The 570-nt window shown below is 75.8% G+C and carries 1 protein-coding gene and 1 pseudogene; both read right to left on the reverse strand.

Annotated features, from left to right (window positions below):
- A pseudogene (locus D180_RS14665) lies at window positions 1-274 on the reverse strand (hypothetical protein); the annotation flags it as partial.
- A 37-nt stretch (window positions 275-311) separates the two neighbouring features.
- Window positions 312-570 (reverse strand): DUF1800 family protein (locus D180_RS14670; RefSeq protein WP_043091036.1); only part of this gene is annotated, 259 nt, incomplete at its 5' end.

Here is a 570-nt window from a genome sequence, read left to right on the forward strand (position 1 = left end):
GCGCGTACAGCTCATGCGCGAACGCCAGCGCCGGATGCAGCGCGAAGCTGCCGTCCAGGGCCAGGGTCTGCGGCGGCGCCAGCGCGCCGCGCAGGCGTGCGTAGTCGGGGTCGGCGGTCGGCACCAGTGCGTGCAGCCCGTCCAGCGCGCCGCGCAGCAGCACCACCAGCAGGCGCGTATCGGCGCCCGGCGCGGCCAGGCCGCTGCCCGCCCACAGGCTCAACACGGTGGCCGCACCGCTGGCGGCAAGGAAACGACGGCGTGTCAGTTGCATCGGAGCTTCTCCCATCGCGGATCGGACCGCGCGCCGCTCAGGCGCGCCATTGGAAGGCCGGGCTGGCCAGCAGCACCGCCACGCCTTCGCGTGGCGATTCGGCGCGCCGCACCGCGCTCAGCGTGTCCGCATCCGGACCGTCGCCGAACGCGGTCGCGGCCAATGCCAGCGGCTCGCCTGGGGCCATCCCGGCCAGCGCCTCGGCGGCCTGCACGCGCTTCCACAGTGCGTCGGCGCCGCTCCATTCCGCGGCCACGTCGGCATAGCCGGCCGGCGAGCGCGGCGTGAACGGCGGG

The organism is Xanthomonas sp. SHU 166 (assembly GCF_000364685.1).
Lineage (GTDB): Bacteria > Pseudomonadota > Gammaproteobacteria > Xanthomonadales > Xanthomonadaceae > Xanthomonas_A > Xanthomonas_A sontii.